The sequence below is a fragment of the Rhizobium mesosinicum genome, assembly GCF_019511345.1.
Lineage (GTDB): Bacteria > Pseudomonadota > Alphaproteobacteria > Rhizobiales > Rhizobiaceae > Rhizobium > Rhizobium mesosinicum.
Map to the genome: position 1 here is coordinate 38,850 of NZ_JAEUAK010000003.1, position 24,406 is coordinate 63,255.

A 24,406-nucleotide genomic window follows, 5' to 3' on the forward strand; every position below is an offset into this window, starting at 1 on the left:
TGTCAGCTGATTTCAGGAAATTGCCAGGGCAGCACCGCGCAGCGCGAGATTTGTCGCCGTGACGAGATAAACCGGGACGTTGCGGGTAAAGCCGTCGGGACCGCCGGCGGCCGAAAAGGATTCGACGAAAGCCTCGCTCCTCAGGATTTCGCGCAATTCGATTGCCAGGCTCCCGCTGAGATAGATCCCGCCTTCTGCGCCATATGCCGCGGCAAGATCACCGGCAAAGCGTGCGAGCCAATTTGCGAAATGCCGAAGCGCATCATGCGCGATTGGATCTGGCTCTGCAGACAAGGCAGCCCGAGCAATATCGAATGCGCTCCAACTCGGGGCATCAAGACCGGAACGAAGTCGTAATGCATCGTAAAGAGCCGTCAGTCCCGTCGATGTGAGCACTCTCTTCAGCGCAATCCTGCCAGTGCCATGCCGCATCGCCTGGGCGAGCAAGAGTTCCTCGTCGCTATCGGCGCCGAACGACATCTCGCCGGCGCGGCCGCGCAAAACAGTCCATCCCTGCTGGTTTGGAGCGACCATGGCGGCTTCGAGATCCCGGTCGAGCAATACGACACCCTTCGGGCCGCTTTGCGGGGATGGGCCGGTAAGCTTTTCGAACTCATGCAAAGGCAGCGTAGGCACGCAGGAGCTGACCGCATCGATGTCGCGCATCAGCCTGACGATGGGAATGGCGAAGGCGTTCTGCAATTCTTTTGCGGAAAACGTCCACGAGAGATGGGAAGTGCGCGCCTGGTTGTCAGCGACGTCACCGGCCACGGCCAGACTGATCTTGCCTGGCTGCCCGGGCAGCGATTTGAAATAAGCATCGAGCGCAAGCTCTATCGAGTCGAAATCGCTCGTTTTGAAATTGACGTAGTGATCGATCACCAATTCATCGATATCGGCCACGGCAAAGCGCAAGTGGCCTGCACCGATCTCGCCAACGACGGCGTGACGGTCTGACAACATCTGCATGGCTCCACCTCATATGTTTGCTCATTGTTATTAATCTGGCGCATCTGGCGAGACCCGACCTTGATCCTCATCAAAGCCGCACAAAAGGATCTCCAATAGAGTTGATGCGACTGGATTTCGACACTCGTATTGCAAGGAGCGTCTCATGAACGGCACGACGGAGCAGATCGTTTGGTTCGAAAACGTGCGGCGCGACAACGTCGCTGAAGTCGGAGGCAAGAACGCGTCGCTCGGAGAGTTGATCCAGAACCTGACGCCGAAGGGGATTGCGGTTCCACCGGGTTTTGCCACGACCTCCGCTGCCTACTGGCACTATCTTGACTCCAACGATATCAAAGGTCGCATCGCCTCCTTAATCGCCGAGTGGCAGGCAGGCAAGGCAGGTCTGGCCGAGACCGGCACTGCGATCCGTACACTTTTTCTGCACGCAGATTGGCCCGATGAGCTGTCGGACGCCGTCCGAAAGGCCTATGCCGAGCTTTCAGCGCGCGTCGGAAGCGGCAACCTCGCAGTGGCGGTGCGTTCCAGCGCAACGGCGGAAGACCTTGCGGATGCGAGTTTTGCCGGACAGCAGGAGACGTTCCTCAACGTCAGGGACGAGAAGGCTCTTTTGAATGCCTGCCGCCAATGTTACGCCTCGCTTTTCACCGACAGAGCGATCGCTTATCGGCAGGCAAAAGGCTTTGATCACCTGAAGGTCGCCTTGTCGATCGGCGTCCAGCAGATGGTCCGCTCCGACCTTGGCAGTTCCGGTGTGATGTTTTCCATTGATACGGAGACAGGCTTTGACAAAGTCGTAGTGATCAATGCCGCCTGGGGGCTTGGCGAGAATGTCGTCAAGGGCACTGTGGATCCAGACGAGTATCAGGTTTTCAAGCCGCTGCTGAAGAACACGTCGTTGCGCCCCATCATCGCGCGCAAACGCGGTGGCAAGGAAAAGAAGATGGTCTACGGGTCGACATGCGAACCGACCCGCAACGTGCCGACGTCCAAGTTCGAACGCGCATCCTTCGTACTTGATGACGACGCCGTCGTCACTCTGGCGCGTTGGGCTGTACTCATCGAAGATCATTACGGCTGCCCGATGGACATCGAGTGGGCCAGAGACGGCGAGACCGGCAAATTTTTCATTGTCCAGGCCCGTCCGGAAACGGTGCAGTCTGCCCGCAAATTGAGCGAACTCAAAAACTATGTCGTCAAACGCAAGGGCAACATGCTTCTTGCCGGGCTGGCAATCGGCGACGCCGTCTTGTCCGGCCGCGTCTGTCTGATCGAGACAACCAAGGACATCGACACGTTCGTCGACGGATCTATATTGGTAACGGCAACGACGGACCCAGACTGGATGCCCGTTATGAAGCGGGCAGCGGCAATCGTTACCGACCACGGCGGGCGCACGTCGCACGCGGCAATCGTCAGTCGCGAACTCGGCCTGCCGGCGGTCGTCGGAACCGGTAACGCGACGCAAATACTCCATACAGGCGGGGAAATAACCGTTTCCTGCGCAGAAGGCGACGAGGGTTTCATCTATGATGGCTCCGCAGACTATGAGGTCGAAACGGTCGACGTCACAGAGCTGCCGACGACCCGCACCGAGATCATGTTGAACCTCGCCAATCCCGCGGCCGCTTTTCGATGGTGGCGGCTTCCTTGTGACGGTATCGGGCTTGCCCGCATGGAATTCGTCATCGGCAATGCCATCCGCATCCACCCGATGGCGTTAGCCCATCTCGACAGCCTGAAGGATGCAGACGCCAAACATCAGATCGAGGAACTGACGGCAGGCTACGACGTCAAGGCAGACTTTTTCGTTGATCATCTCGCCTGCGGCCTGGCGCGCCTTGCTGCTGTTGTCTATCCGAAGCCTGCGATCGTCCGGCTCAGCGACTTCAAGACGAATGAATATGCCAAGCTCGTCGGCGGTCGGGAATTCGAGCCGAGCGAGGAAAATCCGATGCTCGGCTTCAGAGGTGCCTCCCGCTATTACTCACCGCGCTACCGTGACGGCTTTGCCCTGGAATGCCGCGCCATCGGCAAGTTAAGAGGCGAACTCGGCTTTGATAATGTCATCGTCATGGTACCGTTTTGCCGCTCGGTGGAAGAGGCTCAAAAGGTCCTGAAGGTGATGGCAGAGAATGGCCTTGCGCGCGGTCAAGACGGGCTGAAGGTCTATGTGATGTGCGAAATTCCCTCCAACGTTATACTGGCAAAGGAATTCGCTGACCATTTCGATGGATTTTCCATCGGCTCGAATGATCTCACGCAACTCACCCTCGGCGTCGATCGCGATGCGGGCGAACTTTCCGACCTTTTTGACGAACAGGACCCGGCCGTGAAGTGGATGATCTCGCATGTCATCGCCGAAGCGGGCAGGTCCGGCGCCAAGATCGGCATTTGCGGTCAGGCGCCAAGCGATCATCCTGACTTCGCAAGCTTTCTGGTCGACTGCGGCATCGACAGCATCTCCGTCAGCCCTGATAGTTTCGTGACGGTCAAGAGGAAGGTTGCGGAGGCGGAACAACGGAAGGATGAAGCGGGGATGTCGCAGCACACTGCTTGATTTGGAGAGAAGCGAGGCACGCCACCATGCCTTACATCGACAACAGCGACTTGCCTGCCTCGGTGCTCGCTTCTTTGCCGGATCACGCTCAGGACATCTATCGTCAGGCTTTTAACCATGCCTTCGACGCCCATAAAGACGATCCTCGCCAGGAGGAGGTGTCCCATAGGATCGCCTGGGCTGCGGTGAAACGGTCCTATGTCAAGATTGGCGGCCATTGGGTTGCCCGTTGACGGCAATTTCAAATGCCGGGCATCTGAGACTATGTCGCCTCATAAGGCGGGTTTGCGACAGCGATACGGGTAATGCGGCCTCTCGCCAACCAGACGGTCACTGGCGAGAAAGGGTTCGACGCCAGTTACGATCAACTGCGGATATAAAGGATAGGCCGGTCATCGACCTCGCTCTTGAAGTTCGTCGACGGCATTTCTGACTTTCCGCAAAATGACACCGCGCGCTTTCTCGTCAGCGGCTTTGTCCAATCTCTCTTCGAGGTCCAGGATCAGGGACTGATAATCGTTGTGCCAGTCCTTGCGACCGGTCTGGAACGCTTCCAGCCGGGGTGGCGCCTCAGGAGCGCGGGTTTCCACTGCGCCCTCGGTAGAAAGCTCGTAGGTTGCGTCCAGGGTCGGCTTGACGATGGAAAGATCAGGCCGCGCCGCCAGGAGACGGGTTTCCAGCCCCGCCACGGCCGGCAGCTCGCCATGCACGAGAAACAGGGTCCGTCTTACAGGTAGGCGCGCAGCGACCCAGGCTGTCAGTTCCGTTGCGTCGGCGTGTCCGCTATAGACGTCGAGCGTGCGGATATTTGCTCTAACGATGATTTCGTCGCCCTGGATGCGCACGGTAGACGCCCCATCCTGCAGAAGGCGTCCGAGCGTACCGGTTGCCTGATAGCCAACCAGCAATACAGTTGCCTCCTCCCGCCAAAGCCAGTTCTTCAGACGATGCCGGATACGGCCGGCTTCACACATGCCACTGGCAGCGATGACGATGTGAAATCCGTGGATGTGATCGATCGCCTTCGATTGTTCGACGCTCTCAGTGAAGCGGACGTTCCTGGACTTCAACGCGCCTAGTAGAAGATCACCGTTTTCAAGCTCGCTGGCATGTCTGCTGAAGACCTGCGTTGCGCGCAGTGCAAGAGGAGAATCGATAATGATAGGACAGTTTGGAATCTCGCCCTTATCCATGAGGTGAGACAGGTCGGCCAGAAGCTCCTGCGTGCGCTCCACCGCGAACGAGGGTATGAGAAGTGCGCCGTCTCGATGGCGCGTGGCACGCTGGACCTCCTCACGTAGCATCTTGCGGCGCCCTTCATCCGAGGGATCATGACGATCGACGTCGCCATAGGTGCTTTCGCAGACGATATAGTCGAAGGCGGACGGCGCTTCTGGATCGAACTGGAACAGCTTATGGCGTGGGCCGATGTCTCCTGAAAATAAAAGGCGCTGGCGATCGGAGTGAGAGCCGATTTCAATTTCAATCGAGGCGGAGCCGAGAAGATGTCCGGCATTCCAGAAACGGAAGCGAAATTCCGGAGACAGTTCCTTCCAAATTTTGAACGGGTGCGCCTGGAACTGCACGAGCGAGGACATGGCGTCAGCAGCGGTGTAGATCGGACTTACGGGTTTTCGCCCTCGTCGTTCATTTCGTCGATTGAGCTGCTCGACTTCCATCTCCTGGATATGCCCGGAATCCGGGAGCATGACGGCGCAAAGGTCCAGTGTGGCTGGCGTACAGTAGATCGGGCCGGAGAACCCGTCTTTCACCAGTTTCGGCAGGAGCCCGCTATGATCTATATGCGCATGGGTTAGAATGACGGCATCAAGCTCGGCCGACTGGAACGGAAAGGGGCGATAGTTCAGCTCTTTTTCCGTCTTGGATCCCTGAAACATGCCGCAATCGACGAGAATGCGGCTTTCGCCGACTTCAAGGAGAAAGCATGAACCGGTCACCGAGCCGGCGGCTCCGTGGAACGTCAGCCTGGGCTTGTCTTTCAGAGACATCTTCCGCTTCCCACTAACCTCGCGGTACCCTGCACCGGCCGCTTGATCCTCGGACCCGTTCCGCCAGCTCTTTACGATTCACGATAGACGAGAACGGGAAGCTTCGAATTGGCGAGCACCTTCATCGTCACGCTTCCGATCATGAAAGCCTTGAAGCCCTCCCGACCATGGGAAGCCATTGCGATCAGGTCGCAGTCATTGCTTGCAGCAACTTCAACGATGGCCTTTGCAGGGTCGCTGCTTTTCATTCGCAGCGCCGAGCAGGTGGTACCGATCGCAGCGGCGACCTCCTCCGCGTCCCGAAGAACCTTGTCGGCCACGAGGTCTGCATGACGATCGAATTCCGCGCGGGTGTTTTCCAATTGCTCGGCATTGATCGAAAGCACTTTGAAGGGTTCGACCACAGTTAGCACCGTGACTTTGGCGCCCATGCCGCGGGCGAACTCCATCGCCTTTTTCACGGCCGCATTCGATAAAGCCGATCCATCTGTCGGAACGAGAAAATGCTTGTACACGAGAACCTCCCTGGCCATCATTTTTTAATGATACAGCGCTCGTCGCGGGCAACATTGACGCAGGTCAACCCGTACGCGCCAGCATCCCCTCTCGAGAAATCCGGCCGCATTCATCTCGATCGACTGCTTATGACGAACCTGTCGCCGGCATCAAGTCCAGTCCGGTTTGACCAAGATCAAGGTTCGAAGCGGACAGCGGCTCCATCCTTCGCAGGTCCTAACGGAGGAGCGGCAATGACGTTCGCCAACATCCTGAACATCGTTAAAGAGGATGTCACCGAGACAGAGCTGGACGTAGCTGTGATGCTTGCTCGCTCCGAAAAGGGTCATCTTTCCCTTTTGCTTGTCGAGGCCGCCGAGCCGCCGCCCGTGGGGGTGAACCTGGAGTTCGTTTCCGCACCATGGCAGGCGGAAAACCAGGAGAATCGATCCCGCCTTTTAGACCGCGTCCAAGATCTCGAGGCCACACTTACCCGGAAGGGGATCTCCAATGACGTGGAATGCGCCTACACGGAGATCGTCCGTATCGATAATGTCGTTGGCGAGCAGGCACAGTTAAGCGATGTCGCGGTCATCGGAAACGACATTCTTGCTGATCCCGTGATCCGGGATGCCGTGCTCGATGGCTTATTGTTCCACGCTCATGTTCCTGTCATCGTCAATCCGACTGCTGCGGACAAATGGGAGGAGAATACTGTCCTGATTGCATGGACGGATGCGCCGGCAGCCTCCGCCGCGGTCAAGGCGAGCGTGCCGCTCTTGAAGCGGGCACGATCGGTAAGGGCGGTTATGGTCGATTCCTCAGGCAGTGAGCGAGAAGTCACCGCCAAGCTGCAATCCTACCTGTCTCATCACGGAATAGATATCGTCGTGGATTTCGTGGGTCGCAATGGACTTACCGTGGCCGAAGCGCTGGATGCCCACGCAGATCAGATGCAGTCCGACCTCCTCGTCATGGGCGCCTACGGCCATTCGCGCCTGCGCGAGCGCATCTTTGGCGGCGTGACCCGCTCTATGCTGGAGCGGCGGAAACGTCCGATCTTCATATCTGCATGATCAGGCTTTCATGTCACGACTGGGCGCTGTTCGTCTTCCCGGCCTCGAACGACCCGATGTCCCGCCAACGGGCCGTGGCTTGCTGTCGTGATCGCATCGTCCCTCCTGCTCACCGTCACGATGGTAATGGATGATCACCCAGTCTTTCGTTCTGCCCAATTCATGCGCCAGGCGGCTGTTGGAAAAGAGAGCCGTGAAATGATAACCATGCCTGCGGATGTGCAGAACGGGAAGCCATGCCACTTTCATCGGATTGAAACGTCGCGGGGTGACTGTTGGGAGCTTTCCTGCTCCGGCCATGCTGCGATAGATGCGGTCGATCTCAAGAAGCAGCGACACGGCGGGAGGCGGGCGTTCGGCTATCGCGACGGCCGGCCGTCGCCCCAGCCGCTCCGCCAGAACCGCAGCGATCAGATCCTTTCGGCGTTTGCCAATGCCTGCAACCGTAAGCCCGCCGATGTGCAGCGCGTGCTCCAGATCCTTGAGGGTTTCAATTCCGGCCTGGTCGACCAGGCGTCTGGCAAGCGCTGGTCCGATTCCTGGTATGGTGCGGAATATGGCTTCGGGTGCGGAGTCTCCGCGCAGCCTGTCGAGTTGACTCCAGCGCCCACTCGTCAATATTTCCGTCAACGCGCTCGCAATCCCCGGTCCAACGGCTGGAAGCTCGATCAATCCTTCACGGCCCTTGCGCGAAAAGATCTCGTCGACGGGGCGTTCGAGCGCTCCGATCACGTCGGCAGCCCGATCGTAGGCACGAGAGCGAAAACCGCTTTCGCCTTGCTGGCGAAGAAGACCGGAATATTCGCGCAGCCTCCCGGCGACTTGTCGATTGACGTCCAACGACAGGCTGGCCGAAGCCGACACGCTGCCTGTCGACGCCTTGAGGGCAGGGGCTCCCGAAACGTCCATGTCGGTATCTCCAACGTGTATCGTGGCCGGGGTCACTCGGCGCCAGCCTCATAAGCTCGGGCGGCTGCTTCGGCAAAAAAGTGGGCCACAGGGATGACCGCGATCCGCCGGTCCGACCGATAGGGCTCGGCGAGAGCGATGGTGTCGCTGACGACGATTCCGTCTATGAATGCGGCGCTAAGGTCGGCTGCGGCGGGTTTCGAAAAGACGGCGTGTGTGGCGCAGAGATGGATTTCCCTAGCTCCGCGCTCGGCGCAGGCTTTTGCTGCACGAAGCATCGTCGTGCCCGAGCTGATCAGGTCATCCAGAATGATGACGAACCTGTCGTCGACATCACCGGCAAAGAGGTCTCCGCTTACTATCCCTTGGCTGCGCTGCTTTTCCATGAATGCGAGGCCCACCGGGCGACGCAGCCTGGTTTCCAGTCTTTCCCGAAACATCTCGGCGCGTTTTGCTCCACCGAGATCGGGAGAAACGACTGTGACACCCTGGTTTAGGATGCGTTCAGCAAAGTGGCCGGCGAAGGCTTCGTAGGCCACAAGGTTAATTGCTCGACAGCGAAAGGCATTCTGGAAGGCCGCCAGATTATGCGTCTCCATTGTGATTAGGCAGTCGGTGCCCGCCGTCTCGAAGAACCGGGCCACATAGGCGGCGGTTAGGGGATCCTGCGCTTTCGTTTGCCGATCCTTGCGCATGTATGGGAGGTAAGGAGCAATGGCGGTCACGCGTGCCGCACCGTTGATCTTGAGCGTTGCGATGAAGAATAGCAGCTTTAGAAGCCTGTCGTGCACGCTCTCGCTTGCGTCGCGCTCCAGGCCCGACACCACGAAGACATCGCGGCCGCAAACATCCGCCAAGGGGCGGCATTTCTTCTCGCCGTCCTCAAAGGACCGCTCTTCAAGTGGAGAGATGGGAAGCTCGAGCTCTGCTGCCAGGCGCTCGCCGAAAACCCTGCTGCCCTCAAGAGCAAAGAGAAGGGGGTGGGGGCGGCGCCAGTGCGGCACGAAACGTCGTGCTTGCGTTTCGACCTCCCGCATGTTTGCCGCAGCCAGGAACGCGTCTATCGTCCTTCCATCGCTAGACAATGGGGCAACGTAAAGCTCCGCATCGACGAACGTGTTTGGCGCAGGTCGCGTCGTAAAACATCCGATGATAGGCTCTCCGGTCTGCTCGACGAAGCGAATCAGGCTTCGAAGACGCACGGCCCCTCGTTTGTCCGCTGCTTTCTCTAGATCTCCTTCGCCCGGACATGAGCCGATAAGATCCTTTGCCGCTGCCAGTCCCGAGACCAACCGATAGCGATTGTCCGGTTCCGCGCGCAAGACGAGGCCACCATCAGCGGCTTCGGACGACGGCGACAGGAAAGGCTCCGGATCTGGCGCTATTTTCTGACCTCGTCGGTCGAGCCAGGCCTGATGAAGCAGATTGACGTGTTCGTCGGTGGACGTAAGAGCACTGTCAAGACGGCGGAACAGACGCGTCAGACGCTTATCGACTTTCGCGAACATGGTCATGGCACCCTCCTCTAAATACCAGAGAGAATAAGCTGGCCCCGCGCCGCTGCCATGATCGAAGTCAAAACAGGAAGGCGGATTGACCGACATCAACCGGAGAAGACGCTCTTTCGATTAAGATTGTTCGATACTTGCTTGAGGAGTTTTCTTTGGCGACCCTGAACGAGATTGTCAGCTTTTTGAGCGAACCGTCCACCTACGGCAAGCCGGACTTTCCGGTCACCGTTCGCGAAACCCATATGTCCTTCGTCTTCTTGCATGATGACAGGGTTTACAAGCTGAAGAAGCCGGTAACGGGTCCTTTTATGAACTTTTCGACGCTCGCCGCACGTGAGGCCAACTGTCGTGAGGAGGTGCGCCTCAACCGGCGCCTGGCGCCGGACACGTATCTCTCGGTGCTGCCCGTAACATTGCAGGCGGATGGATCGCTCTGTCTCGATGGAAGCGGCAAGGTGGTCGAGTGGCTGGTGGAAATGCGTCGCCTTCCAGACAAGCTGATGCTTGACCGGCTTCTTGAGACCGGGGCCGTGACGCCGGGGCATATGAAAAGGCTCGTGGATCGGCTAGCCGACTTCTATCGAACGGGTGCTCGGCCACCGATCGATCCTCGCGACCATCTTCGCACGCTCGAGTGCCAGAAGGACATCACCAGGGAGACGTTGAGACATGAGGGTTTCGACGTCGATCATCGAGCAATTGCGCATGCGCTGAATGACCTCGATTGCGCCTTTTATGCTGTACAGAATGCGATCGTCCAACGGATCGAGAGTGGACATTATGTGGAGGGACATGGCGACCTGCGCCCCGAGCACATATGTTTCTGCGACCCGCTCGTGATTTTTGATTGCCTGGAGTTCAATCCTCGACTTCGCTTCATCGATCCCTTCGATGAGGTTGCTTTTCTTGCGATGGAATGCGCCTTTTCAGGCGCGGGAGATACAGGCGAGACTATACGAGGTCTTCTGCAACATGCGCTCGCCGATCAAATTCCCGACAGTCTGTGGTTCTTCTACGTGGCCTTTCGAGCAACGCTGCGGGCACGCATGAGCTATTCTCATCTGATTGACGGCAGCGCAAAGGAAACGAGCGTATGGGAGCAGAAGACGGACAGGTATGTTAGCTTGGCGCAGGCCGCTTTGTATTCAGGTTTCAGCGTGGGTTCGAAAATGGCGCGTTGAATTTGGAGCGCCGTCGTCTAGCGATCGTCGGGGCCGCGTGCCGGCCAGATCGTTTTTGACGCATAATGCTTGCCAGAAGGCTTCTCGAGCGGGCGAAGCGGCTCTCCGGAGTTTACTGCTGACTGTCTGGGGCGCGGGTGTTTATTTTGGCATCGAGAACTGCTTGCAAGAACGCCTCGCGCGCGGTGTCGCTGGAAATTTGATTTCGCACGGCAGCCGAACAGATTTCCCGCGCGAATGAGTGCTTTCGACGCGATCCGACCCAATCGTTTGCGAGAAACTCGAGTGCTTCGGCCGGATTGTGAATGATCTGCGGCCCTCGCGCCTCGACCTGCACATATACCGGCTCATGCCAGGGTTCGACGAGCTCGTTAGGGACTGACATCTTCTTCTCCTCCTCTGTGTGCTCAACATCCTTAAAACTGATAATCCCTCTTCAAGCCTGTGTGACCGCGGCTTGTCGTTTCTCGTGATGGGCAATTATCGCTCTATAACGGACAGCCAAAGAGGTCGCAGGACCTCGGGTAATTCGTCGATCAACTTTTCCGACAGACCCGGGTCGATCTCCTGCCACAGGAGATCGAATACAGCCCCGCTGGTCGCTTTGGGGTCGCGTGGAAACTGTGGCGGAAGGTGGTTTGCTACCTGCTGTGTGAAGTCGTCGATACTTCGCATGCGCTTCTTCTCAGCGCCGATGTGCCAATTTTCGAAATAGATCCCGCGCACCAGCATCGGCAGTTGTGCCGACAGATGAACCGCCTGCTCTACCGTCAGTTGGTCGCGCAACGCGTGGAGGACGGCTCTCAAAGCGTTGTATGCTTCGTGCCGGTCGCTGAAACGGTGTTGATCCACAAGCTTTTTCAGCCATAGATTAGTGAGCTGGACCGTATGGTCCAATGCTGCGACTTGCGTGTCACTCATTTCCATCTCCTTCGATAACCAAATTTGCGGAAACCTGCGATCCCTTCCGGACTGGGCTCTCCAGCTCGCCACCCGAAAGACCGATTGCCAGAGCTTCTCGGTTCAAGGGTAGAAGCCAGGCGGCGGGACAGGCATGTCAGGCAGCACAACCACCTGCACATTGTCGATGACTTGGATCACGCCCAGTGTATTTTCTGCCGCCACGCGCGCCGCAGTTTTCTCCCTTAAGTCGAGGACCTTCCCCTCGAGTGTGACAATGGCTTCCTTCACGTGCACCGTAATGTTGTCGCCCCACCGCTGATGATCGAGCTCGCCCTCCAGGGCGCGGCGGATATCCGCATCGATCCTCTCGACCGAACTTGCAGCCATCTCCTTGATCATCGAGCGCATGATGTCGGATCGCGTCAGGACGCCGACGACCTTGTCGTCCGCAACGACGGGCAGGCGCTTGATGTTGCGCTCGGCCATGAGAAGAGCTGCGGCGCCGACCGCCTCCTCGGCCCCGATGGTGACGGCCGGAGAGGACATGACCTCTCCGACCTTTCGCCCGAACGCCTTGGAATAGTCTTCCGCCAGGGCGCCGCGTGTGGAAAACAACCGCCGCCAGAAGCTTTTTGCCGGATCCGTGTGCAGTTCACCACGCAGCAAGAAGTCGCTTTCGCTGATGACGCCGACCAGCTGTCCGGCCTCATCCGTCACGGGCAGACCGCTGATGCCATGGTCAAGCATCAAGTTTGCCGCCTCCCAGATCCGCGCCTCCGCGCCGATCGTCAGGGGATTTGGCGTCATGATGGTCTGCACTGTCGACATTTTTGCCTCCTGTACAAAGACAGACTAAAATGATGAGCGACAAGTTCATTGACCTTGATCAACGAGCGCCAAACACGTCTGGCGCTCGCTTGCTGAGATCCGCAAGCCAAACGGCCCTGCAAGGCAAGCTCCGGTTAGGGATTCCAGTCCGGAGCGATCGAAGTCAGCCTCTGTCTTGCCTTCCAAACAAAGAAGGGTCTCCATTCGCAGGTTTGCGATAAAGGTGAAAGAAGCGGGTCTGCGCCATCGCTGATCCTGCTTCAAGGACTGTCTGATCTGGCGGCGGCTAGAAGTTTAGCCAAGGCCGCTGAAGCGGTGCGCACTTTGAGCGGATCGGCTCGGCTGGTCACGATGATGGGAACACGAGCACCAAGCACCAGGCCGGCGGCATCGGCCCCGGCGAAATAGATGAGCTGCTTGGCCAGCATATTGCCGGCCTCCAGATCCGGTACGAGGAGGATGTCTGCCTGACCGGCCACCGGAGAAACGATAGATTTTGCCCGGGCGGCTTCGGCGCTGATCGCATTGTCGAAAGCGAGGGGGCCATCGACGACCGCACCATTGATCTGGCCGCGTGCCGCCATCACAGTCAGTGCAGCGGCGTCAAGCGTCGCCTGCATCTTGCTATTGACCGTTTCGACCGCAGCAAGCACGGCAACACGGGGTTTTCCGATGCCGAGCGAGCGCAGGAGATCGACGGCATTTTGACAGATGTCGCGCTTCTGGTCGAGATCCGGCTGAATGTTGATCGCCGCGTCGGTCACGACGAGGAGTCTGTCATAAAGCGGAATATCCATCACATAGACGTGGCTCATCCGCCGTTCCGTTCTCAGTCGCGCCAATGCCATGACTGCCGACAGAAGCTCATCCGTATGCAGACTGCCCTTCATCAAGGCTGCGACCTCACCCTCGCAAGCCAGCGCTGCACCTCGTTCGGCGGCGGCATGGCTGTGTTCGACCGGGACGATTTCTATGTCGTCGAGCAGTAGGCCTGCTGCATCCGCGATTGCCCGGATCTTGCGTTCAGGGCCGACCAGAACCGGCGCTAGAAGCCCCTGCGCCTTTAGCTCCACTGCAGATCGCAACGTGTCGGCAGAACATGGGTGGACCACGGCCGTACGCATCGGCGCAACGGCGCTCGCCAGGTGGATGTAGCCTTCGTAGCGGCCGTTATGTCTTAGCGTCGTTTCCACGATGACCTCCTGGATACCGATCCGGCCTTTTCTAAACCGCTGGCGGTCACTGTGCCTTGATGCAGCGCAATCTGGGCTGCTTTGCACTCCAGGAGAGGTGAGTATATTGCGCGCAGATCGAATGCGCGTCAGTTCAACAGGCACCCGATTGGACGCCGCCCACGTGCCTTGTTGAGGGGGCCGTCCTTTCGGCGATGCTCCACTTTCTTGCGACGAAGGATAATCGAGATTGCGCTTGGTCAATGTCGCGATGTCGGATCGCCTCTTATTCTCGGCGAAGCTGCAAGGAAAGTTGCTGGGAGGACCAGTCATGCCGGCGCATGCAAGTCATTGTCCGAATAATAGTCGCTATGCGCCTAAGTTTTATGGAAAAGTCCTTCTCAGACTTCTACAGGTCGCCGTATTTCTCGCCTGGGGATGCGGCACTACAGCATTCGCCCAGGGCCAGCCTTCCTTGGCGCCGATGCTCGAGCGCGTGCTTGCAAGCGTGGTATCCATCAATGTCCAAGCGTCCGCCGGTGCCGACAGCGCGTTAGAGGAGGACGGGACGTCCGATCCAACGCAGACGACCGGCTCGGGCGTCATTATCGACGCCGGGCAAGGCTTTGTTCTGACGAACTATCATGTCGTTGCAAATGCCACGAAGATTACCATCCGGCTTTTTACCGCCGACACCTATGATGGCGAAGTTGTCGGCAGCGATCCTCAAACGGATCTCGCCGTCGTAAGGATCAGGGCCTCGGGTTTGACGGCAATGACACTCGGCGATTCCGGCACGCTGCATGTCGGTGACTATGTCGTGGCGATCGGTAACCCATTTGGCCTGGGAGAGACCGCCACCCTTGGCATCGTCGGCGCTCTCGGGCGCGGGGGATTCGGTCTTGAAGGCTATGAGGATTTCATTCAAACCGACGCCTCGATGAACCCGGGAAACTCGGGTGGGGCTTTGGTCAACCTCGACGGCGAACTGGTTGGTATCAACACGGCGATCATGGGGCCATCCGATACGAATGTCGGCGTCGGCTTCTCCATCCCGGTCAACATTGCCCGCGGTGTCGTCAAACAACTGGTTACCTATGGGGAAGTTCGCCGTGGGCAGCTCGGCGTTGCCGTTCAGGACAATGATCGTGACTTCGAACAGGCGCTTGCCATCAGGACGTCAACCGGGGCTCTCGTCGGCGAGGTTGTCCCGGGTTCGCCCGCGAGCCGGGCAGGTGTCCGGGTCGCCGACGTCATCGTCGGGATCGACGGTGCTCCCGTTCATACAGCGCGCGAGTTGCGGACGAAGGTCGCCTCCTATCCACCCGGCGCCACGGTGACCGTTTCCGTCTTTCGGCCAGAGGGGAAATTCGATCTGCGCGCCACGCTTGCCGCCGAAAGCGAACCCCCTCCAGCTCCGCTTCCCTTGACCATGGAAGGCGACGGCCTTCTTTCCCTCGTCACTCTGCAGGTTCTCGATCAAGCTTCGGATGCTTATGGCAAGGTTGAAGGGGCGTTGGTGAAATCAATGAGCGATCGCAGCCGGGCCTCAATTGCCGGCCTCGAAGCCGGAGACGTCATCGTCAGCGTCGACCGCAAGCCGGCAAAATCACCGCAAGCCGTCGTGGAACTCACCCGGCGCGCGAAGGATCTTCTACTGCTTGGTATTTACAGGGACGGGCACACGCGCTTCATCGTGATCAGATAAACCGCCCAAATCATCCCGGGATTTGTCAGGTCGAGACTAAAGGTCAAAAGCCGTTGCCTTTTGTCGGCGGAATGAAAAGGTCGGGATAACCTGCCTTCGGAGGCTTCTTCTCGGTCTGGCTATCAGCGTTTGCTTGCTTTTGTCCAACCGTTTTCGTCGCACCCGCATAGCCAATTAGAACGGCCGCCGCGATCATAACCCCTGCTGCAAAAACCCTCAGCATTGTTCCGCTCCTTTTCATATTCGAAAGATAGTTTCACAAAGTATCGGCGCATTTCATTGCGGCGGATCAAAGTGGCGTGTGAATGCGCGGATATATTCGCAGGTGCAACGCCACGCTGGCTCGGCTCTCGAACAGGAATCTCGATTGACCGAGATCAATGATCGTTGGGCTTCCGCGTCAACCTTGTTTTGGAGGATTGTCGATGTTTAAAACCGCCTTTCCACTTTCTGCACAAATGGAGACCCCCCTCGCGGCAAATCCTCTTGTCGTACAGGCGAAACTTTTCGTTCTGTCATGCAGGATCGGCTTGCGCTGTCAGGCCGAGCTGCTGGGCTTCCTGCAGCATCGAACGAAACTGTTCGACACCTGCCTGCGCGACTTGGTCGAGAGTATCGAGTTGAACGATTCATTCGATGTGCTGACGGACTATTTCCAGAGCGCTTTTGCGGACTATCCGCGCGCGTTTGCGAAAGTGGCTGCTGTCGCTTCAAGCATGGAAGCGGAAGGCGCTCGCTTGGCTCGAAAGCTCGCCGATGATGTCGCCGATGACCTTGGAGCAAAAACGGTATCCTGACGCTCTTCTATGAGCGGCACTGGGTGCCTGTTCAGCGCTCGCTTCAGTCACGAGGTATCGTCTCATGCGCACCGTTTTCTGGCTCGGGCGGAGCGTTTTATTCGCCGGTCATGTCGGCGAGCAACCGTCCTGACCGCGTTGCGCTATTGGTCCTGCCGATCTTGATCAGGGTCAACGATGCCGGCTCTGCCTATGGCACTATATGGTGCCGACCATTCCAAGGAGGGTGTTATGAATGATCTTTCACTTCGTCAGCATATTCTGGATGAACTGGAGTTTGATCCCAGGGTCAACGCGGCTGAAATCGGCGTCATCGTCGAGAAGGGCATCGTTACGCTGACAGGCCACGTTGCAAACTATGCCGAGAGGGAAGCCGCCGAACAGGTCGTCAGCCGGGTCAAGGGCGTCAGGGGGATCGCGCAGGAAATCGAGGTGCGGATATTCGGCGCGGCCGCGACTGACGACGATGACATCGCCGCCAGAGCCGTCAAGATGCTCGATTGGGACGTGTGTGTGCCGAAGGACGCCGTACAGGTTAGGGTTTTCAAAGGCTGGATCACGCTCACCGGTAAAGTTGAGTGGCAGTATCAAAAGGACGCGGCCTACGCCTCCGTGAAGAGCCTTGCCGGTGTTGTCGGCGTCTCCAATCTCATCGAAATCAAGCCGCAACTGAGCGCTATGGACATAAAGAAACGCATCGAGGATGCCTTCGAACGCGACGCGGAAATCGAATCCAACCATATCAGCGTCGATGTCCAGGGTCGAAAGGTCATCCTGTCGGGTAAGGTCGCCACCTGGTCCCAACGCCGCGCGGCCGAGCGGGCCGCTTGGTCGGCCCCCGGTATCAGCACGCTGGAAGACCGCCTGACGATCGTATGATCGGCCTCGGAATTCCACGCCAAGCGCTGCCACGTCGACGTCGGCGCCCGCTCAGCTGTCCATCAGCGTTCCCCAGCTCCGATAGAAGATGTAAGCGGCGACTGCGAAGATAAGCACGGCGAACAGGCGGTTGAGGATGTTCTTGTAGCCGCTTAGTCGTGTGGCGAGCAGCATGCCGAGCAAACCGCCGGTGATGCCGCCCCCGATGAACTCCGCGGCAAGCCACCAGTCCACCAGTCCTGAACTAGCATAATTCAACGCTGTCGCTAGTCCGAACGCAGCGACGGAGAGCAGAGATGTCCCGATAGCGTTGATCATCGGCATGCCTGTCGTCAGCATCAGGCCGGGAACGATCAGGAAACCGCCGCCGATTCCGAAGAAACCGGATGCCGCGCCGGCGGCGAGTGCTACGGCCGCAGTGTCGAGACACATCTTGAGGTCGACCGGCCTGCACCCCGCCGCCACCGCCTTTTGGGGCTTAAGCATCAACGCGCCGACGACGACCATCAGGATTCCAAACACAAAGATCAGATGGCCTCCGTCGATCGCCTTGCCGAGACTGGATCCGGCGAGCGCTCCGAGAACGCCAACTGCCGAGAAGACGGCTGCACAGCGCCACCAGACATGCCCCTTGATCGCGTGGCTCGCAAAGTTCGCGAACGCGTTCGCCGAGACCGCAAGCGCGCCTGTCCCAATTGCGATATGAGGCTGGCTCACGCCAACGACGTAGAGGAGCAGTGGAGTGGCCAGAATGGAGCCGCCGCCGCCGAGCAGGCCGAGCATGAACCCGACGATCCCGCCGGAGCCGACTGCCGCGAGGATGGTAGTGCTCACGCCCGTCTGCTCCATACTCTGTCGTGTAGGGCCATCCCGACCAGCATGGCGATGACGAACAGGACGGTTTGCGGAATACCGAGCGACAGGGAGGTGACGGCTGGGCCGGGGCAGAAACCGCCGATCCCCCAGCCGAGGCCAAATAAGGCCGAGCCAACGACCAGCGGCGCGTCGATCCGCCTGCTCGTCGGGACATGGAAGCTGTCGTCGAAGGCAGGATGCCGTATCCGGTTCATAACCTGCACGCCGACGAGAGCGGTGGCGACGGCGCCGCCGAGAACGAAGGCGAGGCTCGGATCCCATGCGCCGAAGACGTCGAGGAAGCCCTGGACGCGAGCCGGGTTCAGCATGCCGGAGAGCGACAGGCCCAATCCGAAGACGGTGCCGGAGACGAGAGCTGCTGCGAACTGGTAGATGTGCCTATTCATATTCCAAGGCTCCGCAGAACTGCAACGGCGACCACGCCGGTCGTCAGGAAGGTGGCGACGGCCACCACGGAACGCGGCGACAAGCGGGCGAGACCAAGCACGCCGTGCCCGCTGGTGCAGCCGGAGCCCATCCGCGAGCCGAAGCCGACGAGCAGCCCCGCGAGGATGATGAGCGGCCAGCCTGTCGTGATGTCGACCACTGGCCAATCACCGAAGACGAGCAGGTAGGCAATCGGCCCGAACAGCAGCCCAAGCACGAAGGCGAGATTGGTGGTCATTCCGACGCCCTGAGCGAGATGTCCGACAATCCCGCTGATCCCAGCGATCCGACCGTTGAGAAGCAGAAGCATGGTAGCGGATGCGCCGATCAGGATGCCGCCGGCCAGGGACGGGAGATAGGTGTTCATTCTTCTTCCTTCACGCAGAAGATGTCATAGAGGGCGGCGACCAGCCGGGCAGCCTTTGCCTCGGTCAGGCGGTAAAAGATCTGCTTTCCTTCCCGCCGCGTTTCGACGATGCCGGACGCGCGCAACACGGTAAGGTGTTGCGACAGATGCGGCTGGTGCAGGTCGAGTTTCTCTTCAAACTCGCCGACCGAATACTCGCTCTCAATGAGCGTGCAGACGATCATCAGGCGGGCCGGATGGGACAGCGTTTTCAACAGATCCGCAACTTCGCCGGCCCGGCTGGCCATTTCGGCACGGGCAAGCCCCGCCTTTATCATCGCCTTCGGAACGGAAGTCATTCCCATGCTGCTCCCTCCAATGCATCGAGCGGGAATTTGAGGTAGCGCCGGCCATTGGCTTCCGGCTCCGGCAAACGCCCGCCGCGGATGTTCACCTGCAGAGCGAGCAGGATGAGCTTCGGCATCGGCAGCGTCTTGTCGCGCTTCGTCCTGAGCGCCACAAATTCTTCTTCCGTCACGCCGGTAATATGATGGTTGGAGCTCTTCTGGTCGGCCACCGTGCTTTCCCAACGGGGTGCACGGCCCTTTGGCTGGTAGTCGTGGCCCGTGAAGATCCGTGTCTCCTCGGGGAGGGCGAGGATCTCCTGGATAGAATTCCATAAGGCGCGAGGATTTCCCCCGGGGAAGTCGGCACGCGCCGTGCCGCTGTCGGGCATGAAGAGCGTGTCGTGCACGAACGCCGCGTCGCCGATCACATAGGTGATGGAGGCGAGCGTATGTCCTGGCGAGAACAGCACCTTGGCATCGATCGAACCGACCTTGAACGTCTCGCCGTGGGCGAACATACGGTCCCATTGCGAGCCGTCGGTCGCAAGCTCGGGCCAGTTGTAGATGCCCTTCCACAGCTTCTGGACATCGACGACCCGCTCACCGATAGCTGTCGGAGCCCCGAGCCTCTCCTTAAGATACTGGGCGGCTGAGAAGTGGTCGGCATGCGGATGGGTGTCAAGGATCCACTCCACGGTCAGCCCTTCACTGCGGATGTACTCGAGGATCGCGTCGGCATTTTTGGTCGCTGTCGCGCCCGCCTTCTCATCGAAGTCGAGGACCGGATCTATGATGGCGCACTTGCCGGTCGCCGGATCGGAAACCACATACTGGACGCTCCAGGTGCGCTTGTCGAAAAAGCCCTTTACCTGCGGTCGGCGCGCTATATGTGTCCTGAGCCAGGCTGCGGCGGCGCTTGTGTCGAAACCTCGGACGCGTCCGAACTCGACGACCGCGTCTGCAGACATCCGCCCGTCGAGAACCTCACCGATCAGGTAGAGGCTGAGCGATCGGGTGCCGGTCTTGCAATGGGCGAACACCCGCCCTTCGGAGTCGTCGACTGCGCGCTGAAACGCACGGACGTCCGCCTCGGTAATCGTGCTAAGTGTGACCGGAATGAACGCATAGGATAGGTTGCAGTGCTTTGCTTCCTGGCTTTCGCCCTGCGTTCCCGGCTGGGCAGAATCTTCATCGTCCGGCCGGTTGTTGATCAGTGTCCTAAAGCCTGCGCTGTAAAGCGACTGGATGGTCTCGATGCTCGGCTGCGGCGAGACCGACAGTTTCTCGGATAGTGCGGTGACAGACATTGCCAGCTCCGGGTTGGAAAATAAATATATAATATAACATAATATATAATAATATATCTTCAAGGTTGGGTGAGGAACTTTTCGTCGCTTCCCAATGCCCCGAGGAGAAACGACCGTGGCTACGACGCTATCAGCGCACAGACATCTACGAAATCGTTCGACGCCTGCGCTCGTAAATCGCAGAAAAAATCGTCTGGTACGAGGCTCATCTCGAATAGCTTGAAGCAGGGGCTGGGGAACTTGATCGAGAGTGAGATTTTAAGCCGACCTTGGAGGTTAACGCTTCCTCGCTGCCGTTCACGGGAATGGACCTGGCGGCCACTGTGGAGCGCTGGTGGCTGCTTTGCGCGGCTATGCGACCGCGCCATGTCAGCGCGTTCGGAGGGATTTCGTTTAAGACGACGGTGCCGATCCGCTGACGCACACCACGAAGCGGCCCCCTGCAGAATTAGGCAGTTTTAGTCATGTCCATGGCGACGATGCTGCAATTCAAGGTTCTTTCTGCCCCGCCTCAATGCGCCATGAAAATTGGAATGCGGGCCTCTTCGATCATGCTCCGGGTCACCCCGCCAAACAGCGTTTGCTGCCAGCGTGGATGGCTGAAGGCGCCCATGACGATAAGATTGGCGGCGACATCGACCGCGTGTTGCCTTAGGACTTCGTCCGCGCGCCGCCCGCCGCTCGCCAGGCGATCCACCTGCACTTTGACACCGTGGCGGGCAAGGTAGGCTGCAATGTCGGCTCCCGGCTCCTCGCCATTCGCCCTCATACTGGCGACCGGGTCGATCAGCGTGATGTAAACCACGTCCGCCTGTTTCAGAAGCTCGAGCGATTGGCGCGCCGCACGAGAGGCTTCGTTGCTGGAGTCCCACGCGACGAGGATTGATTTTGCAGCTGAGGAGATGGCACGCGGGCCGCGATTGATGAGGATGGGAGTTGGCGTTTGGAAGAGAGCGCCGTCGAAGATCCGCTTGCGAAGGTCTTCGTCATCGGCAGCCTGACGACCGATGAGCACGACATCCGCGTAAAGCGCCCGTTCCGCTATGTCCTGGTCGGCCCATGCAAATTCCGTATAGACGTGGTCGACATCGCAGGACAGGTCCTCGCGGGCGAGTATGTCTTTCACCCTATCTGCGGCTTCTGCAAGTTCCTCGATCTCGCGCTGCCGTTCGTCGAGCCAGACGGTCGACATGGCATTGTATTCGCCTATCGCCCCCGCTGAACCCATTGAAATGACGAGCGCGCTGAGATGCGCTCCGTAGATCTCACAGAATGCTGCCGCTGCCTTCAGATCTTCATCGAAATGTTCGACGTTGAGAATGCTCAGTACCGTCTTGATTGTCATCGTGATCACCTCTTGGCTCAATGCGATGAGAATATTCTCTTCTGCCGGACGGTCTTTGACCTTCATCAACGTCTGCGCGCCGTGATGCGGATATCGTAACTAGGTTACGAGAGGCGATGTCGTATCGCCATCTGAAGGCTGGAAGGACCCAGGTTTCGTCAAAGGTGGCTGTGGCTCGCCATATGTGAAACTCGCGCCATGCCTATGGTGGAGGTTGTAGGATCATTTGCCGTGTCGAAAGCGATTGTTGGCAGCCGAGCCAGCAAAGGGCTTGCAGATGCGGGATTCGATCATCGCCGAATAAAGGGAGATCAATCATGCTGACTGTTGAACGAGACAACAAGCGCGGAGGCGAGTGCTTCGCGGTGCCGACAATCGGAGAAATTGAGGGTAAGCTTCTGGTCTACGAAACGATTACCGTCGCCTGCCTGCAGGAAATACTCAAGCACCCAGACACACACGACCTTTCTGCATTCCGTGAAACGATTGCCCGGAAAATTTCCTCCGGGTGCAAGAACTTGAAGCTTTGCTGCGACGACATGAGTGCCACCCGCGAATATGCGCTCCAAGTGTTTGACGAAGCGACAAGGCAAGCGGCTGGCAAATGATATGAAAAGGGCGGAGGAGTCATGTCGCTGAGACGGCTCGGGCTAAACGCGCCGGAATCACCGGCCTGTTGGCCGGGTCCGTCATTTTTTGAAGAATCACACCGGATGGAGGTGCTGGCGCAAGATCGGATCGGTTGAGATTAGCTGCAATCCTCAGCTTGCGTTTCGGCCTCGAGTTGTGCGGCGGCCTCGAACATCATGTCATTCATCATCGCACGAAGCTCCTGTTCGTCAACGATCTGCCCCGCATTCCTGAGATCGTTCGAGATCTTACGCATTACATCGCTGTCGCCCGCTTCGAGATTGCCGGCACATTCGACCTCTTCCAGATAAGCCTCCTGATCATTTCGCCCAAGCTTCTTGGCAGCCCAGTTGGCGAACAATCGGTTCCGTCGCGCTCGTGTCTGCGCAAACCTTTGAAAGTCCAGGATGTATCGATCCTCGAGGGCTCTGCGTCTTTCCTCGCCCATAGCCATGTTTTACTCCTCATGCAAAGCTCATTTGGCTTTTGCTTTACGGCATCATGACTTCAAAATGCCTCGAAGACTTTGCGATTGATCAATAGCAGGCATGGACAAACTGTCGGTACGCTGATTTGAACAGTCATCAAGATTGCGAGCGATCGCGTCGATCAGCGCGAAGATCGCGACAGCGAATACTCTGCGAAAGCGGAGCGGCGCTGAGCGACGACCGTCCATCCTCGTCTGCGAACTTTTGGCCCTTTTTGACGCCGGTCAAACTGCGCTTCTCCTGCGCGCCTACAATAGAAAAATATCTAAATGCAGGAGGGCTCAATGAAGAGCGAGATCATCCCCCACGATGCATGTGTTTTGGTTGCCGACGGAAAGAAGGCTCTTTTGTTGCGTAACATCGGAACAGCTTATCAGCTGATGCTCGAAGTCGAGCAGGTCATTGAAGCGAGCGCCAATCCGCTCAGCCATGAACAGGGAACGGACAGGCCAGGGCGGACCTGGTCGGGTGGCCATCGCAGCAGTGTCGACGAGACCGACTTTCATAGCTTGGAGGAGCAGCGCTTTTCGACAATCGTAGCAGAGCGGCTTGAGACCATCTGCGCGGAAGGGGCTATCGGCAAACTCGTCATAGCCGCGGCTCCCAAGTCGCTGGCCAACCTGAGACACGCCATGTCTGAAAACCTCAGCAAGCGCATCATTGCTGAATACGACAAAGACCTCGTCAATCTGCCGATCGACGAAATTCAGAGGCACCTTCTCTCAGAGCGCTGACCAACGGACCAACGGCTCGTCCGCGAGTTATCGGGGTCGCCAATAAGGATGCTGTCCGCCTGGTGAAATTGCTGGTCGCGAGAGATATTCGTGTGACTGTCACTTAAAGCACATCGATCCAGAACGCCGCCGGTGCCCTGCTTTCCAGGCATACCATTCTCAGGTCGCGTGTTGGCCAGACTCTCCGTTAAGGCGACGGGCGATATCTGCGCGTCGCCTTACAGAACGTCCTGTCGGATCACGAGGCCTTGATCTCGATCTTCCGCTCATTCTTCTTCGCTTCGGCGCTCTTCGGCAGCTTGACCTTCAGAATTCCCTTGGCAAAGCTTGCTTCCACTTTTTGGGCGTCAACGCCGTCGGGAAGTTGGAAATTGCGCTGGAAGGAGCCGAAGCGGCGCTCGGAGATGTGATACTCTTTCTCCTTTGTCTCTTTTTCTTCCTGCTTCTCGCCCCGGATCGTCAGCATGCCGTTGGACAGCTTGACCTCGATGTTCTTCTCATCGAGCCCGGGCACCTCGGCGGTGAGTTCGAACGCGTCGTCCCTCTCGATGACATCGACCGCGGGAACCGTCGGCCAGGCGCCAAGCGCCGGCAGAGCGCGTCCGAACAATGCGCGATCGGCCGAACGGCGCGAAAACGGCGTGAAATCGTCAAACAAGCGGTCGATCTCCGAGCGAAATGCTTCAAACGGTGACCAGAGGTTGCCAGCCGGCAATGCCGACTTTTCCTCGTTCTTGACTGGAAGTTTCGTTGCTGTGTCAGCCATGATTTTCTCCTAGGTTTGGCAAAGGAGACTGCATCAAAGCGTCCCCAAGGACTTGGTGCAGTCCATGTTCACTCATTAGCGAGCCATTGCATTAGAGCGATGGAATGGGACAACGACATTGACGCGCATCAAACTGTTTGAATA

General features: G+C 58.3%; 27 protein-coding genes. 9 read left to right on the top strand and 18 right to left on the bottom strand.

Going from position 1 to position 24,406, the window contains the following annotated elements; genetic code table 11:
- Nucleotides 1-12 precede the first annotated feature (12 nt).
- The gene (locus tag JNB85_RS07785) at nucleotides 13-969 is read right to left on the bottom strand and encodes a glucokinase (RefSeq protein ID WP_220333780.1); all 957 of its coding nucleotides are present in this window, start codon (nucleotides 967-969) and stop codon (nucleotides 13-15) included.
- A 145-nt stretch (nucleotides 970-1,114) separates the two neighbouring features.
- On the opposite strand from JNB85_RS07785, the gene ppsA reads away from it, so the two are divergent.
- Both ppsA and JNB85_RS07795 read left to right on the top strand, forming a co-directional pair.
- Complete coding sequence (gene ppsA / locus JNB85_RS07790) at nucleotides 1,115-3,529, top strand: phosphoenolpyruvate synthase (RefSeq protein WP_220333781.1); 2,415 nt, start codon at nucleotides 1,115-1,117, stop codon at nucleotides 3,527-3,529.
- A gap of 26 nt (nucleotides 3,530-3,555) precedes the next feature.
- A complete protein-coding gene (locus tag JNB85_RS07795; protein WP_220333782.1) occupies nucleotides 3,556-3,762 on the top strand; it encodes a ChaB family protein in 207 nt (68 codons plus the stop codon).
- 159 nt (nucleotides 3,763-3,921) lie between these two features.
- On the opposite strand, the gene JNB85_RS07800 is transcribed toward JNB85_RS07795, so the two are convergent.
- The gene (locus JNB85_RS07800; RefSeq protein WP_420852259.1) at nucleotides 3,922-5,538 is read right to left on the bottom strand and encodes an MBL fold metallo-hydrolase; all 1,617 of its coding nucleotides are present in this window, start codon (nucleotides 5,536-5,538) and stop codon (nucleotides 3,922-3,924) included.
- Between the two features lie 71 nt (nucleotides 5,539-5,609).
- Nucleotides 5,610-6,053, bottom strand: a complete 444-nt coding sequence (locus JNB85_RS07805; RefSeq protein WP_220333783.1) for a universal stress protein — start codon at nucleotides 6,051-6,053, stop codon at nucleotides 5,610-5,612.
- Here JNB85_RS07805 and JNB85_RS31085 point away from each other — a divergent pair.
- A complete protein-coding gene (locus JNB85_RS31085; protein ID WP_338050310.1) occupies nucleotides 6,042-7,109 on the top strand; it encodes a universal stress protein in 1,068 nt (355 codons plus the stop codon). The genes JNB85_RS07805 and JNB85_RS31085 overlap by 12 nt on opposite strands.
- On the opposite strand, the gene JNB85_RS07815 is transcribed toward JNB85_RS31085, so the two are convergent.
- Both JNB85_RS07815 and JNB85_RS07820 read right to left on the bottom strand, forming a co-directional pair.
- Entirely contained in the window at nucleotides 7,110-8,018 is a 909-nt protein-coding gene (locus JNB85_RS07815; protein ID WP_220333784.1) for a helix-hairpin-helix domain-containing protein, read from the bottom strand. It abuts the gene before it with no gap.
- Between the two features lie 32 nt (nucleotides 8,019-8,050).
- Complete coding sequence (locus JNB85_RS07820) at nucleotides 8,051-9,532, bottom strand: ribose-phosphate diphosphokinase (protein ID WP_223216450.1); 1,482 nt, start codon at nucleotides 9,530-9,532, stop codon at nucleotides 8,051-8,053.
- A 149-nt stretch (nucleotides 9,533-9,681) separates the two neighbouring features.
- Between JNB85_RS07820 and JNB85_RS07825 the strand changes: the two genes are divergently transcribed.
- Nucleotides 9,682-10,710 (top strand): hypothetical protein, encoded by a 1,029-nt coding sequence (locus JNB85_RS07825; protein ID WP_220333785.1) that lies wholly within the window; start codon nucleotides 9,682-9,684, stop codon nucleotides 10,708-10,710.
- Nucleotides 10,711-10,822: 112 nt separating this feature from the next.
- Here the strand turns inward: JNB85_RS07825 and JNB85_RS07830 are convergent, their stop codons facing one another.
- From JNB85_RS07830 to JNB85_RS07845, 4 genes are all read right to left on the bottom strand, one after another.
- Nucleotides 10,823-11,095 (bottom strand): DUF982 domain-containing protein, encoded by a 273-nt coding sequence (locus JNB85_RS07830; RefSeq protein ID WP_216759563.1) that lies wholly within the window; start codon nucleotides 11,093-11,095, stop codon nucleotides 10,823-10,825.
- A gap of 95 nt (nucleotides 11,096-11,190) precedes the next feature.
- The gene (locus JNB85_RS07835; protein ID WP_220333786.1) at nucleotides 11,191-11,631 is read right to left on the bottom strand and encodes a DUF2267 domain-containing protein; all 441 of its coding nucleotides are present in this window, start codon (nucleotides 11,629-11,631) and stop codon (nucleotides 11,191-11,193) included.
- 102 nt (nucleotides 11,632-11,733) lie between these two features.
- Nucleotides 11,734-12,441, bottom strand: coding sequence for a CBS domain-containing protein (locus JNB85_RS07840; RefSeq protein ID WP_220333787.1), 708 nt, complete (start codon nucleotides 12,439-12,441; stop codon nucleotides 11,734-11,736).
- Nucleotides 12,442-12,701: 260 nt separating this feature from the next.
- Entirely contained in the window at nucleotides 12,702-13,778 is a 1,077-nt protein-coding gene (locus tag JNB85_RS07845) for a bifunctional enoyl-CoA hydratase/phosphate acetyltransferase (RefSeq protein ID WP_420852260.1), read from the bottom strand.
- Nucleotides 13,779-14,097: 319 nt separating this feature from the next.
- Here JNB85_RS07845 and JNB85_RS07850 point away from each other — a divergent pair, with 319 nt between their 5' ends.
- Nucleotides 14,098-15,321: a trypsin-like peptidase domain-containing protein gene (locus JNB85_RS07850; RefSeq protein ID WP_223216473.1), complete on the top strand. Its 1,224-nt coding sequence runs from the start codon at nucleotides 14,098-14,100 to the stop codon at nucleotides 15,319-15,321.
- Nucleotides 15,322-15,364: 43 nt separating this feature from the next.
- On the opposite strand, the gene JNB85_RS07855 is transcribed toward JNB85_RS07850, so the two are convergent.
- The gene (locus JNB85_RS07855) at nucleotides 15,365-15,544 is read right to left on the bottom strand and encodes a hypothetical protein (RefSeq protein ID WP_220333790.1); all 180 of its coding nucleotides are present in this window, start codon (nucleotides 15,542-15,544) and stop codon (nucleotides 15,365-15,367) included.
- 202 nt (nucleotides 15,545-15,746) lie between these two features.
- Between JNB85_RS07855 and JNB85_RS07860 the strand changes: the two genes are divergently transcribed.
- Both JNB85_RS07860 and JNB85_RS07865 read left to right on the top strand, forming a co-directional pair.
- Nucleotides 15,747-16,118: a hypothetical protein gene (locus JNB85_RS07860; RefSeq protein ID WP_220333791.1), complete on the top strand. Its 372-nt coding sequence runs from the start codon at nucleotides 15,747-15,749 to the stop codon at nucleotides 16,116-16,118.
- A gap of 231 nt (nucleotides 16,119-16,349) precedes the next feature.
- On the top strand, nucleotides 16,350-16,997 hold the full coding sequence (locus JNB85_RS07865) for a BON domain-containing protein (protein ID WP_220333792.1): 648 nt from the start codon (nucleotides 16,350-16,352) through the stop codon (nucleotides 16,995-16,997).
- A 51-nt stretch (nucleotides 16,998-17,048) separates the two neighbouring features.
- On the opposite strand, the gene JNB85_RS07870 is transcribed toward JNB85_RS07865, so the two are convergent.
- The 6 genes from JNB85_RS07870 to JNB85_RS07895 form a co-directional block, all read right to left on the bottom strand.
- Complete coding sequence (locus JNB85_RS07870) at nucleotides 17,049-17,846, bottom strand: sulfite exporter TauE/SafE family protein (protein ID WP_220333793.1); 798 nt, start codon at nucleotides 17,844-17,846, stop codon at nucleotides 17,049-17,051.
- Nucleotides 17,828-18,259 (bottom strand): YeeE/YedE family protein, encoded by a 432-nt coding sequence (locus tag JNB85_RS07875; RefSeq protein ID WP_220333794.1) that lies wholly within the window; start codon nucleotides 18,257-18,259, stop codon nucleotides 17,828-17,830. The genes JNB85_RS07870 and JNB85_RS07875 overlap by 19 nt, the downstream gene beginning before the upstream one ends.
- Nucleotides 18,256-18,666 (bottom strand): YeeE/YedE family protein, encoded by a 411-nt coding sequence (locus JNB85_RS07880; protein ID WP_220333795.1) that lies wholly within the window; start codon nucleotides 18,664-18,666, stop codon nucleotides 18,256-18,258. Before JNB85_RS07880 ends, JNB85_RS07875 begins: the two co-directional genes overlap by 4 nt.
- On the bottom strand, nucleotides 18,663-19,010 hold the full coding sequence (gene bigR / locus JNB85_RS07885; protein ID WP_220333796.1) for a sulfite-sensing transcriptional repressor BigR: 348 nt from the start codon (nucleotides 19,008-19,010) through the stop codon (nucleotides 18,663-18,665). The genes JNB85_RS07880 and bigR overlap by 4 nt, the downstream gene beginning before the upstream one ends.
- The gene (blh, locus tag JNB85_RS07890) at nucleotides 19,001-20,299 is read right to left on the bottom strand and encodes a bifunctional sulfur transferase/dioxygenase Blh (protein ID WP_220333797.1); all 1,299 of its coding nucleotides are present in this window, start codon (nucleotides 20,297-20,299) and stop codon (nucleotides 19,001-19,003) included. The genes bigR and blh overlap by 10 nt, the downstream gene beginning before the upstream one ends.
- Nucleotides 20,300-20,810: 511 nt before the next feature.
- On the bottom strand, nucleotides 20,811-21,644 hold the full coding sequence (locus JNB85_RS07895) for a universal stress protein (protein ID WP_220334340.1): 834 nt from the start codon (nucleotides 21,642-21,644) through the stop codon (nucleotides 20,811-20,813).
- A 317-nt stretch (nucleotides 21,645-21,961) separates the two neighbouring features.
- Between JNB85_RS07895 and JNB85_RS07900 the strand changes: the two genes are divergently transcribed.
- On the top strand, nucleotides 21,962-22,252 hold the full coding sequence (locus JNB85_RS07900) for a hypothetical protein (RefSeq protein ID WP_220333798.1): 291 nt from the start codon (nucleotides 21,962-21,964) through the stop codon (nucleotides 22,250-22,252).
- A gap of 140 nt (nucleotides 22,253-22,392) precedes the next feature.
- Here the strand turns inward: JNB85_RS07900 and JNB85_RS07905 are convergent, their stop codons facing one another.
- Nucleotides 22,393-22,728 carry an ATPase inhibitor subunit zeta gene (locus JNB85_RS07905; RefSeq protein ID WP_220333799.1) on the bottom strand — a complete coding sequence of 112 codons (336 nt, stop codon included), beginning with the start codon at nucleotides 22,726-22,728 and terminating at the stop codon, nucleotides 22,393-22,395.
- Nucleotides 22,729-23,046: 318 nt separating this feature from the next.
- On the opposite strand from JNB85_RS07905, the gene JNB85_RS07910 reads away from it, so the two are divergent.
- Nucleotides 23,047-23,496, top strand: coding sequence for a host attachment protein (locus JNB85_RS07910; RefSeq protein WP_223216451.1), 450 nt, complete (start codon nucleotides 23,047-23,049; stop codon nucleotides 23,494-23,496).
- A 238-nt stretch (nucleotides 23,497-23,734) separates the two neighbouring features.
- Here JNB85_RS07910 and JNB85_RS07915 read toward each other — a convergent pair whose 3' ends face one another.
- Complete coding sequence (locus JNB85_RS07915; protein WP_220333801.1) at nucleotides 23,735-24,262, bottom strand: Hsp20/alpha crystallin family protein; 528 nt, start codon at nucleotides 24,260-24,262, stop codon at nucleotides 23,735-23,737.
- Nucleotides 24,263-24,406 lie beyond the last annotated feature (144 nt).

Excerpts from the sequence above, each read along its gene's own strand:
- JNB85_RS07785 (WP_220333780.1), bottom strand. The coding sequence starts at position 969 with ATGCAGATGTTGTCAGACCGTCACGCCGTCGTTGGCGAGATCGGTGCA.
- ppsA (WP_220333781.1), top strand. The coding sequence starts at position 1,115 with ATGAACGGCACGACGGAGCAGATCGTTTGGTTCGAAAACGTGCGGCGC.
- JNB85_RS07795 (WP_220333782.1), top strand. The coding sequence starts at position 3,556 with ATGCCTTACATCGACAACAGCGACTTGCCTGCCTCGGTGCTCGCTTCT.
- JNB85_RS07800 (WP_420852259.1), bottom strand. The coding sequence starts at position 5,538 with ATGTCTCTGAAAGACAAGCCCAGGCTGACGTTCCACGGAGCCGCCGGC.
- JNB85_RS31085 (WP_338050310.1), top strand. The coding sequence starts at position 6,042 with ATGCTTGTACACGAGAACCTCCCTGGCCATCATTTTTTAATGATACAG.
- JNB85_RS07815 (WP_220333784.1), bottom strand. The coding sequence starts at position 8,018 with ATGGACGTTTCGGGAGCCCCTGCCCTCAAGGCGTCGACAGGCAGCGTG.
- JNB85_RS07820 (WP_223216450.1), bottom strand. The coding sequence starts at position 9,532 with ATGACCATGTTCGCGAAAGTCGATAAGCGTCTGACGCGTCTGTTCCGC.
- JNB85_RS07830 (WP_216759563.1), bottom strand. The coding sequence starts at position 11,095 with ATGTCAGTCCCTAACGAGCTCGTCGAACCCTGGCATGAGCCGGTATAT.
- JNB85_RS07835 (WP_220333786.1), bottom strand. The coding sequence starts at position 11,631 with ATGAGTGACACGCAAGTCGCAGCATTGGACCATACGGTCCAGCTCACT.
- JNB85_RS07840 (WP_220333787.1), bottom strand. The coding sequence starts at position 12,441 with ATGTCGACAGTGCAGACCATCATGACGCCAAATCCCCTGACGATCGGC.
- JNB85_RS07850 (WP_223216473.1), top strand. The coding sequence starts at position 14,098 with ATGCTCGAGCGCGTGCTTGCAAGCGTGGTATCCATCAATGTCCAAGCG.
- JNB85_RS07855 (WP_220333790.1), bottom strand. The coding sequence starts at position 15,544 with ATGCTGAGGGTTTTTGCAGCAGGGGTTATGATCGCGGCGGCCGTTCTA.
- JNB85_RS07860 (WP_220333791.1), top strand. The coding sequence starts at position 15,747 with ATGTTTAAAACCGCCTTTCCACTTTCTGCACAAATGGAGACCCCCCTC.
- JNB85_RS07865 (WP_220333792.1), top strand. The coding sequence starts at position 16,350 with ATGAATGATCTTTCACTTCGTCAGCATATTCTGGATGAACTGGAGTTT.
- JNB85_RS07870 (WP_220333793.1), bottom strand. The coding sequence starts at position 17,846 with ATGGAGCAGACGGGCGTGAGCACTACCATCCTCGCGGCAGTCGGCTCC.
- JNB85_RS07875 (WP_220333794.1), bottom strand. The coding sequence starts at position 18,259 with ATGAATAGGCACATCTACCAGTTCGCAGCAGCTCTCGTCTCCGGCACC.
- JNB85_RS07880 (WP_220333795.1), bottom strand. The coding sequence starts at position 18,666 with ATGAACACCTATCTCCCGTCCCTGGCCGGCGGCATCCTGATCGGCGCA.
- bigR (WP_220333796.1), bottom strand. The coding sequence starts at position 19,010 with ATGGGAATGACTTCCGTTCCGAAGGCGATGATAAAGGCGGGGCTTGCC.
- blh (WP_220333797.1), bottom strand. The coding sequence starts at position 20,299 with ATGTCTGTCACCGCACTATCCGAGAAACTGTCGGTCTCGCCGCAGCCG.
- JNB85_RS07895 (WP_220334340.1), bottom strand. The coding sequence starts at position 21,644 with ATGACAATCAAGACGGTACTGAGCATTCTCAACGTCGAACATTTCGAT.
- JNB85_RS07900 (WP_220333798.1), top strand. The coding sequence starts at position 21,962 with ATGCTGACTGTTGAACGAGACAACAAGCGCGGAGGCGAGTGCTTCGCG.
- JNB85_RS07905 (WP_220333799.1), bottom strand. The coding sequence starts at position 22,728 with ATGGCTATGGGCGAGGAAAGACGCAGAGCCCTCGAGGATCGATACATC.
- JNB85_RS07910 (WP_223216451.1), top strand. The coding sequence starts at position 23,047 with ATGAAGAGCGAGATCATCCCCCACGATGCATGTGTTTTGGTTGCCGAC.
- JNB85_RS07915 (WP_220333801.1), bottom strand. The coding sequence starts at position 24,262 with ATGGCTGACACAGCAACGAAACTTCCAGTCAAGAACGAGGAAAAGTCG.